Here is an 11,084-nt window from a genome sequence, read left to right as displayed (position 1 = left end):
CTGTCTTACCGGATAATTACAATTTGCCTGGTATAAGTTTCAGCATTTGCTTTTTGTATTTCTACAAAATAATTTCCAACGCCGAGATCTTCTACCGATATTTTTAAATTGTTATTATTTGTAAATGATTGATTCATTATTTTTTTCACCACTCTTCCTGTTGCATCGTGTATAATTATGTCTGCATTTCCTTTAACTCCAGAACCAGTAATAACGATATAGCTTTTAGCTGGGTTTGGTGTAATGGTATAATAATAATCGGCTTTGTTTTCTATATTGATTGTTTTACTGTAAATAAAAGAACCGTCTTTTTGTACTACTTTAATTCTGTAATAACCTGTGCCATTTAAAATATTAAAATCAACATACGAAAATTCAATACGGTTAGGATTGTCAATTGCTTTGATAGTACTAAGTTTTTCAAAACTAACACCGTCAGCGCTTCTCTCAATTTCAAAAGATGAATACTCATGTGAGTTATTGATATTCCAGTTTAAATTAGCTTTATTATTTTCTTTAATACCCGTAAATGTTAACACCTCAGCCGACAGTACCGCAGTTTTTGCAGGTGCAGCCGCTGTTGCTATTGCCTGGCTGCGGCTGTCGAAAACAAGTGTGGTTGGTACAAAAGATAAATTAAATTGAAGCACATTTGAACTTGCAGGTGTTAGTACGCCATTATTTACATAATGGTGAACACCGGCCTGATCGTAAATAATAACTGTAGTATCCATTGAGGCCAAACTGCCTTTAATACGCAACGCTATGGGTATATCAAAATGAGAAAGCGGAGAATTTTGAGGTGTTTGAGCACCAAGATTTATAATGATATTGGTACCTGAATTATTCCATTTTACAGAGTTGTACCTGGCATAACCTGTATTATAAATCCATTGATTAAAAAATGTAGTTAGGTTTAAGCCAGAAGTTGCTTCCATGTGGCGCTTAACATCTGCCGTAAAACTATTACCGTTGCTTAATAATGGGTCGGTTTGATAATTTCTTAATGCCTGAAAAAATTTGGTATCACCCAATAGTGTACGCAGCATAGTAATAATCATGCCGCCTCTGTCGTAAATATAAACAGATGGGGTAAATATGGTAAGAATTGAAGAAGTGTCTGTTACATAAGTTGCCTGTACGTTAGCACCAATAGTTGCTGTTTTTTTAGCTGTTCTCCATGTAGAATCAGTAACGCCTACTGATGTTGCAATAGCCGGATTAAACTCTAAAAGCAATGCTTCACTGTAATCTGCAAAACTTTCGTTCACCCATATATCGTGCCAGCTGCCGCAAGTAACGCTTGCCCCCCACCATTGATGCGCCAGTTCATGTGCAAGTACGTCCCAGTCTGTGGTTGCATTATATACACCCGGATTTTCGCCGCTAAAAGTATTGTGCTCCATCCCTCCACCAAAACCAAAAGTATAATTACCGTATTTTTCATTTTTAAAAGGATAATCACTAAATAATGTACTGTAAGTGGTGAGCATTAATTTAACCCTGTTTAAAGCAGTTTGCGCCGCAGCTGTATTAGTTTCTGGAAAAAGATAATTATAATAAGGTGTTTTAGTACCTCCAATAAGTACTGTATCTGCAATGGTTGGGTATTGTACATAATTGGCTACAGCAGTGGCTACCTGGTAGGCTGCAATTGGGTAGCGCTCTTTCCAATAAGTTCTTACTTCTGTTGCCGAAGTTATCTCATAAACCAAAGCTCCGTTTCCGGCAGTTTTAAAATTTAATGGTGTACTTATAATCATATCCATCGAATCTGCCTTATCATTTACTACAAAAGATTTACAAGGCCACCAGCTAAAGGAAGAATAAGGTTCTGATAAGGTATAAACATAATTTCTTACCGGAGCAGAGCTATGGGTAGATTTTACAAAACCAGTTCCGCCACTAAAACCTGCAATTGTTGGAGGAACCCCTTTATAAAAAATAGATACAGAATCTACTGTTCCACTAACAGGAATATTTGGAATTGTAATTGCAATAAGATCGGCAGTTGCCCTGCTGATATTACCGGCTGCTAATTTAGCGCCGTGATAATATACAGAGTCACTGGCTAAAGCTGTTGCCATATCAAAATTGGCTACACTAAAGTTTGCCTGCAAAGTTTTAAAATAAATGGTAACCTTTCCTTTTATGTATTTGCCTATAGAAGTATCAGGATTAATGCGAAGTTCAAGCCTGTAATATTTTACATCATAATTTGTACCGGTACCGGGCACCATCATGGCTGCCTGATCTTTACCACTTATGGCTGCGGTTATTTTATTTTCAACTGCTTTGTAATGTGCTGCTTTTTCCGGAGAAAGATTCGACTTCTGCTCATTACCAGCATTATCCTGGTCGGCAAGAATTTGATTGTTAATAAAAAGATCGTTGCCAAATGTAAAGCCATTAGAGCCTTTAACTTGAGCAGTAGAAATTTTACATAATAGTACGAACAATACTATAAATGAGTAATGTTTTTTCATAACCTGGATTAGATTTACTGGTTTAACTGGATATTAGATATGCTTCAAACGCAAATAAATAAAAAAAATTGCATTTTTTATTACAAAGGCTGTCATTTTTTTACTACAAAGCCCTAAAAAACTACTACGTTATTTTACTATACTTCTAATAAAAAACTACTTTTATTTCTACCCCTAAAAATATTTTTCTATTGATTTACTGCATGTTATTCAATCTCCCATCCATGTACGAAATATGTTCAAAGCTGGATTATTTTATAGTTTTAAAATAACTTCAATTATAGGATGTAAACATTTTTCTACCCTTATCAATAAATTTGAAATTCAACAAATTGATGTTAAAAATTCATCCATTTATACCGCTTTTGTATTTAAATATCTTTCACAGCTCCTTCTTGTAATATTTAAATTTAGATATCGTATTTTTACCTTTTAACACTACAATATATGAGTTCGATTATTGAAAATAAACCCGTTATAGGTATTAGTTGTGGAGATATAAACGGAATTGGTATTGAAATAATAATAAAAACATTAGGCGATAACAGAATTCTGGATATCTGTACACCAATTATTTTTGCAAACAATAAAGTCCTTAATTTCTATCGAAAAAGTGTACCTGATATCAACATTAATTTTATAAGTATAAAAGAACTAAACAGGGTTAATCACAAGCAGATAAATCTTTTTAATTGCTGGGAAGAAGAAATAAGTGTTACACCCGGCACATTAAGTGATGCCGGTGGCAATTACGCTGTAAAAAGTTTAATAATTGCGGCACAGGCTTTAAAAGATGGCAAGATTGATGGCCTGGTTACTGCACCTATTCATAAAAAAAACACACAGAGTGAAAAATTTAATTTTACAGGCCACACCCCGTATTTAAAAAGTTTATTTGGTGTAAAAGATGTTGCTATGTTTATGGTAGCAGAAAATATTAAAGTGGCTCTGCTTACAGAGCATGTTGCTGTAAAAGATATTGCAGTGCATGTTACTAAAGAAAATATATTCAGCAAACTGCAAATAATCAACAACTCTTTAAAAAAAGATTTTGGAATAGCTAAACCAAAAATTGCCGTGCTTGGTTTAAACCCACATGCCGGTGATGAAGGATTAATTGGTAAAGAAGACGAAGAGATTATTAAACCTGCTGTTAAAGAAGCTAAACAAAAAGATATTTTTTGTTTTGGCCCATACCCTGCCGATGCTTTTTTTGCAAGAGGCCAATATGAAAAATTTGATGGTGTACTCGCTATGTACCACGACCAGGGATTAATACCATTTAAGTCGCTTGCCATTGGCGAAGGTGTAAATTATACCGCAGGCCTTAGCGGAGTACGAACTTCCCCTGACCATGGTGTTGCTTTTGACATTGCCGGTAAAGGCAAAGCGGATGAAGCATCTTTTAGAGAAGCCATTTTTAAATGTGTGGATATAATAAACAGTCGTAAAGAGTTTGCAGAGCAATATAAAAATCCACTTAAAAAAATTAGTGCAGGTATGCTTGCCAGGGCTGTGGATGAAAAGATTACCGAAGATTAAGAGTATGAACAGTGGGCTTATAAATTTATACCCCCACTGTTTTTATAGTATTTTTATATTACCGGCTAATAATAAATTGCTTTACCACTCTTTCCCCGGCAGTTTCAATAATTACTGCATACACACCTTCTGCGTATTTATTAAGCGGCAAATAAATTTTATTATTCCCCCTGATTAAGTTTCCTTTTTGTTCTAACACTTTTCTTCCTAATTTATCAATTAAAATCAGTTGTGCCTGCGCATTTTTATCGCTGTATAAATTTATACTTATATAGTTACTGGCCGGGTTAGGCATAATAGCTACATCGGTATGTAAAGATGTTTTTCTAACAACCAATATATTACTGTATTTAATTTCCCCGCCTTTGCCAATTACTTTAAGCCGGTAATAAATAATAGTACTGTTTAACCCTGTAATATCATCAGTAAAAATAAAACTTTGTTCCTGGTTTAATTTTACGGCATCGGATACCAAACCAACTTTTGTATAAGTAGTATTATCAATACTGCGTTCAATTTCAAAATGATCAATTTCTTTTAATGCAATTATCGTCCAGCCAATGTGTACCTGATTATCTTGTGGTGTACCTGTAAATTTTAAAAAGTCCACAGGAAGTACAACACCAACAGAGCGCCAATCTCTGTCCGATTGTGCAGGCACCCTCTTTTGCACCGTTGCTCTTGTACCAGGTGCCGGATCGCCGGTTAAAGTTCCGCCGGTACCCATCATATAAGAGGTCCCTTTTAAATTTGTAACAGAATTTAAAGAATCGAAACGGTTATCTAAACCATCACCATCAGTGTCCAAACCTGTTAGTGATACAATATCATCCATAAAGCCGTTAAGGTTAAAATCATTCCCTTCTATTATATCCGGCTGCCCGTCTGCATCGGTATCTAAATCTCTGTAATCCGGTATGCCATCCCCATCATGGTCATAAACAAATATCCCCGATCCGCCAAAGCCCACCACGTTATCATAATGATTTACTAACCCATCACCGTCGGTATCTGTTAGTGATACTGGGCGTATATACCCAACCGTTGACATACCTTCTATATTATCCGGAATACCATCATCATCAGCATCTATATCAATATAATCAAAATTACCCGCTGCATCTGTATTCCTCAGGTTTAATACAGGCATCGCTGCCACTGTAGCCGACCAACCATCAGCATTTATTGCTCCATCAACTATTCCATTAAGGTTTGCATCAGGTAAACCAGCTTCAATTACATCCACTATTCCATCACTATCAGCATCTATATCGTAAGCATTTGGTCTAAAATCCCTGTCCAAATTTTTACTAGGATAACTATCTGCCCGCCCGTCAGCAGTTACATCGGCACCGGTTAATAATAATGAGTTTGAACTGTTCTCCGCTGTTCCATCGTTTCCTACATCGCCATCTACATTATCTGCATATCCATCAAGATCAATATCAGTAAAGCTATCCAGTCTGCCATTATTATCTGCATCAGTTCCATATACTTCAACTATATCCGGTATGCCATCATTATCACTGTCTAAGTCAAGATAGTTGGGTATTCCATCGCCATCGGTGTCTATTCCGCCCAACCCATTACCCGAACCTGCAACACCAGCAGCTCCATCTACATTTTGAGAAAAGCCATCTGAATCGGGGTCTGTAAAATTGTCAATTCTTCCATCGCCATTAGCATCTACGCCAAAACTTTCCACTACATCGGGTATGCCATCGTTATCACTGTCACGGTCTAAATAGTTAGGAATACCGTCTTTGTCTTTATCAAGATTATCATTTATGCCATCCGAGTCTGTGTCTGTAAATGATGGCCAGTTGGGATCCATAAAATTTACCACGCCATCATTATCTGCATCTGCTCCTGGGTCAAAATTATCATTAAGGCCATCTGTATTGTTATCTATCCAACCCGGATAGCTTGTATCATTCCAGTTGGGAATTCCATCGCTATCATGATCCTGCAATGCAACAGGATTATTTAACTCTACATAATCCGGAATCCCATCATCATCTTCATCCAAATCGGGACAGTTTTGATGCAATACATAAATTGGGATAGTATCCGCACATCCGACCCCTGTATTTACATAGGCCCAGTATGTACCTGTTGCATTTATAAGTGTTGTTGGGTTAAAAATATTAGCTGTTATAAAAGGCTGTGCGCTATAAAAGGTATAACCTGCATACCGGGCCCATGGAAGCATTGCACCACCTGCCGGGCATATATTAACCAATGTAGTATCAACAGGTGTAAAGCAGGCGCCGGTAATTGTATTTATAACAGGGCCTGCAGAAAAACATCCGCCGCCAGCATCATAACGGCTGGAATCATAAAAATTTACCAGAGAAGTTTGGCCGGTGTAATCAACCCTTCCAATATTATTTATGGTACTGCCGCAGGCAAGTATGGCACATGATGAAGCAGCAACAACATCAAAAGTAACGGTACCGTTTACACCCGGTGCAATATTACCTCCTGATAAGCCATTGGCACCAGTGCCTATTCTAAAAATCACTCTTCGGTTTACCGGATCATAATCTGCCACATCATCTGCACCTGCATCTGTATAAGGTAACCCATTTATTCTTAAACTGCCTGGTACAAACCCAACATTAAATGGCAGATTATCTCTAATAATTGTATTAATACTATTATCGTTACCAAAATTTCTGAAGCTCAACTGATACCGGAGAATATCGCCTGGAGCCAGTACACCACCATTAAGGTCGGTTGATGTTTTAGTAAGTGAATAGGAGGGGTTAAATTCTGAAATAGCTGTGCTTACAGTATGAATAAAATAATTTTCCGAAGGAGATTCAAATCGTATACTTGCCGATGTAGCACTATTACCTAATACAGCATTTGCAGCATTAGGTACAGTAATAATATCAGCATCATACCCTAATGTATTTTGATGAGCCGGGTTTCTTGCAGGAATATTAACACCATATCTTGATATTGTACTGTTCCACATATCGCCAAAATTACTTGTAGCATTGGGTGTTAAATCTGTATAAACTCCCACTAAAGGATTGGCATCCTGTTTAAATTTATAAGCATCTACCGATACCCTGTCACCATCATATACTACTGCACCCAGCTCACAACTAACAGGGCCGGTTGGTGGCGTTAAAAACCCGGTAATGGGTACATCAAGCGCAGGATCTCCACCATTCATAATAGCCGAACCATCAAATATGGTAAGGTCCCGTACAATCGTTGCCGGATCTGCATAGGCAATAACTATTGTCCAGCCACCGGCTCCGTTTACCACTGCTTCCGGTGCAGCCATATTAGCAATACCATAAGTACCGTTAGGATTTGTGGTGTTAATAAGGTTGGTTATATTAGCAAAACACCGGTAGCCGGTATGAGGCAATCCGGGAACAAGGGTATTATTATGATAGTCGGTTTGGGTTGAAGTAACATTTTGATATACAGCACTACCCGGAAGTTTAAGCTTAACTGTAGTTTCATTTACTATCCACAAAGTATTGGTACCATTTGTACCTTGTGTAGCTCCCCAATACAGACCTGCAAACAAAACCTGTGAACAGGAAGGAAGATTAAGATCGGCAGTTGAAGAACTGAATATATCATTTGAAGTGCCGGTAAGACCTGTCAATTCAAGATTAAAGGATAAGTCGTTATCTGAAGCAGTATTTTGGTGTATTTCAACAGCAATTACGTTATTGCCTATAGCAAAAGCTGTATTGGGTACTGTAAATGTGGTAACCACATCATTGAAAGTAGCTGAAGCAAAGGTTGTATTATTAATAGCGCCGCCTGGCATATTGTTCCTGCTCAATTCAACCCCGTTTACATAAAGTACAAAACCATCATCTCTTTCTACTTTAAACCTAAAATTTGTAAAAGCAAGTGGGTTAGCAATGTTGATTGTTTTTCTAAAATAAGTTGTAGTGTATTTATTACCAGTGGGTACACATAAAGTACCACCACCACCCGAAGGGATACATGTAGTTTCGTCCCCATCGCCATAGCCTAACTCTCCATTTGCCGATGGCCATGCACCATCTCCAAAAGCTAAAGTATTCCATCCCAAAGGAGGTGCAACACCGGCAGGAGTAACACCAGTTCCGGTAAGGTATTTCCAGGTTGATCCAAAAGGCACCATAGCATCAATATTAATATTTCTGCCGGGAGCGCCATTGTTGGCAGATGTTCCACCCGGAGGTGCTTCGGTTGTATTACCTGGATTTCCTGCTGACTGACCTCCGACAGATGTAAAAATATTATTGGCAACCTGTATAATATTTCCTCTTACAGATGGGTTATTATAGCGAACAGTAAAAGGCCTTAATATCTGTGCATTTACAATGCAGCACATAACAAGCGCATACAGTATAAGTATAATTTTTTTCATGAAACGCATTTTACATACTTCAATAGTACTGAGGTATGAATTATTGAGTTTTATTATTCTTTAATAACCCTGTGTGATATTTTTTGAGAATTTTTATCGGTTATAGTTACGAGGTACATACCACTACTGAGCATACCGGTATTAACAAAAATTACTTGTGTACCCTTTATAAGATTACGTTTTTCCTGCATCATTGTTTTTCCATTAACATCCGCCACTGTAATTGTTGCAGGCCCATCATTATTTGAAAAATACTGGATATTTAATTTATCATTTACTGGCTGCGGATAAATACGGCCAATACGGTTTTGATCGGCAACCTTAGCAGTTTTAACATCGCTGTAGCGGCAACCGCCATTTAAATCACATTGCTTAATGCGGTAATAAATAATATTTGCAAACGGCATACTGTTATCAACTATACTGAAAGAACGGTTGATATTGCCATTAATATTTTCATCATTTTTGTATATTTCTTCATAGTCGGTACCGCTAGTTGATCTTTCTACTGAAAAGTAATCGTGGTTATTTACATTTTCCACACTCCATTTTACATTAACACCATCAGTAGATTGTGCAACATTAAATGCTGAAAATGATAAAGGCAAAGTTGCCAATGGCCCTAAATTTTCAACCCTTGCTATTACTAAAGTTGAAGCTGCATTAAATACAACTGATACGCCTGCTGCATCGGTTTGAGCGGCTGTATTTCCTGCAGCCGGGTGCTGAATGGAAATAAACATAAACCGGTAATCTGGTGTAAATGTTATGCCTGTTGGCTCGCTGCCTGATGGCGTTTTACCAAATAATCTAACTGCCGGTGTACCTGCGGTATGTGTGGGGCCTACTACCCAAATATGATTGTTACCGCCATCCTGCAACACCCAAAGATTTTCTTCCCCGTCAAAAGCAAGGTTATCATTACCAATACCCCAGCCGGCGTCACGGTTGGCCCAGGCGCGATCGAGCCATTCGAATACTTTGTCCGGGTCCTTGCGCAATGCATAAATTTGAGCAATCTGATACGCCGCCTTGTCGGCTTGTCGCTCGATCACGGTCTGCAGCGCGGCATTTGCCACGGCCGGGTCGTCGCCGATCTGCAATGCCCTCGCCAGAGCGGCGTCCTGCCAGTCGCCGGGTGCTTCCTGCCTGGCGAACTGGGCTGCGGCCACCGCATTGCCGCGAAGTATCTCGACGATCGCCAACTGCTCGCGGTTGCCCATCGCGGCCGGCTGCAGTTTGATCGCCTGTTGCAGCGCTTGCTCGGCCTCGTCGAGTCGTCCCAGCGGCATGAGATACGTGGCGAGGACGTGGTAGCTGTTGGCATTCAGCGCGTCGGTGGCGATTGCCTGCTGAATCAGTTCGACCGCCTGTTGCGGTTGACCGAGCGCGGCCAAGACCTCTGCCAGCGAGGCTCGGGCCGAGCTGTCGTTCGGCGCCAGCTCGAGTGCGCGCCGGTACTGGGCTTCGGCGCGCGTCCAGTCCAGATCGGCATACATGTGCAACTTGCCGCGGGCCAGATGCGCCGTGGCCAGGTTCGCGTCCAGCGATAACGCCGTGTCGACCGCCGCGAGCGCTTGGGCATAGCCGTCGGGAATGTTCACTCCATCGAGGAACCGCGACGCCAGGCGCGACCAGGCGCTCGACAGCCCGGCCCACGCTTGCGCATAACCTGCGTCGATGCGGATTGCGTTCGTATACGCATCGATGGCCGTGCGCAGATCGTCCTCGGTGCCGCGCGCGACGTGAAAGCTGCCCCGTAGCCAGGCGCTGTACGCGTCGAGGTTGCCGCTGGGTGGGCGGTCGCTTTGCGCCACGGCACCGGCCTCGTCCAGCAAGTGGGCCTTGAGCGCTTTGGCGACGGCGTGGGTGATCTCGTCCTGCAGCGCAAACAAGTCCTGGTAAGGCCGGTCGTAGCGCTGCGTCCACACGGTGCTGCCATCGGCCGTCCGGATCAGGTGTGCGGTGATGCGCACGGTGTCGCCGGCGCGACGCACGCTGCCTTCGAGCAGATGCGCCACACCGAGTTTGGCGCCGATGGTCCTGGCGTCGTCCTTGCTGTCGCGGAACTGGAACGCGGAATGGCGGCCGATCACTTTCAGGCCATCGAACTGCGACAGTGCCGTGATCAGGTCTTCCGACAAGCCATCGGAAAAATATTGCTGGTCCTTGTCGCCACTGGCGTTGGCCAGCGGCAGCACCGCGATGGATTTTGTCGGGATGACGACCTGGGCGCCAAAACTGCTTCCGGTAGCGATGGCAACTGGCACGTCCGGCGTGTTCACGGTTGCTTGTTGCGCTGCTTCGCGCTGAGGCGCGAGCATGAACTTGTCGAAGCCGACATACGCAAGCGCGAGCAGCATCAGGACAACGAGGGTGCGATTCAGGCGTTGCGCGGTTTGCCGTGAAACGGACTCGGACCGATCGACTTCGGCATCGAGCTTGAGGCCGTCGGGGGTCAGCTCGAAGACCCACGACAACACCAGCGCCGGCACCAGGCCGATCGCGAGCGACGCTACCAGCGCTTCCAGCGCCCACGCCGGCGCGGCGAACATCGGCAACACCGTCGCCGCCACCTGCACGATCAAGCACCCGCACACCAGATACAGCCCGGCCACGCGAATGACATTCCGGCGTTCCATCTCCGCCAGCAAGTAGCGCGA

At 41.8% G+C, this 11,084-nt stretch carries 4 protein-coding genes; 1 reads left to right on the top strand and 3 read right to left on the bottom strand.

Annotated elements, in window-relative coordinates:
• Nucleotides 1-5: 5 nt before the first annotated feature.
• Nucleotides 6-2,486, bottom strand: a complete 2,481-nt coding sequence (locus ACY651_RS20960; RefSeq protein ID WP_462255475.1) for a M1 family aminopeptidase — start codon at nt 2,484-2,486, stop codon at nt 6-8.
• Nucleotides 2,487-2,933: 447 nt separating this feature from the next.
• Between ACY651_RS20960 and pdxA the strand changes: the two genes are divergently transcribed.
• Nucleotides 2,934-4,028: a 4-hydroxythreonine-4-phosphate dehydrogenase PdxA gene (gene pdxA, locus ACY651_RS20955; RefSeq protein ID WP_462255474.1), complete on the top strand. Its 1,095-nt coding sequence runs from the start codon at nt 2,934-2,936 to the stop codon at nt 4,026-4,028.
• Between the two features lie 58 nt (nt 4,029-4,086).
• On the opposite strand, the gene ACY651_RS20950 is transcribed toward pdxA, so the two are convergent.
• Together ACY651_RS20950 and ACY651_RS20945 are read right to left on the bottom strand one after the other, a co-directional pair.
• Nucleotides 4,087-8,421, bottom strand: coding sequence for a T9SS type A sorting domain-containing protein (locus ACY651_RS20950; protein ID WP_462255473.1), 4,335 nt, complete (start codon nt 8,419-8,421; stop codon nt 4,087-4,089).
• A gap of 53 nt (nt 8,422-8,474) precedes the next feature.
• The coding region (locus tag ACY651_RS20945) for a T9SS type A sorting domain-containing protein (protein ID WP_462255472.1) at nt 8,475-11,084 on the bottom strand (2,610 nt) is incomplete at its 5' end.

Source organism: Ferruginibacter sp. (assembly GCF_031391665.1).
Classification (GTDB): Bacteria; Bacteroidota; Bacteroidia; order Chitinophagales; family Chitinophagaceae; genus Ferruginibacter.
Note: the sequence above shows the minus strand (reverse complement) of the source record. Positions and strands in the feature narration are given on the sequence as shown.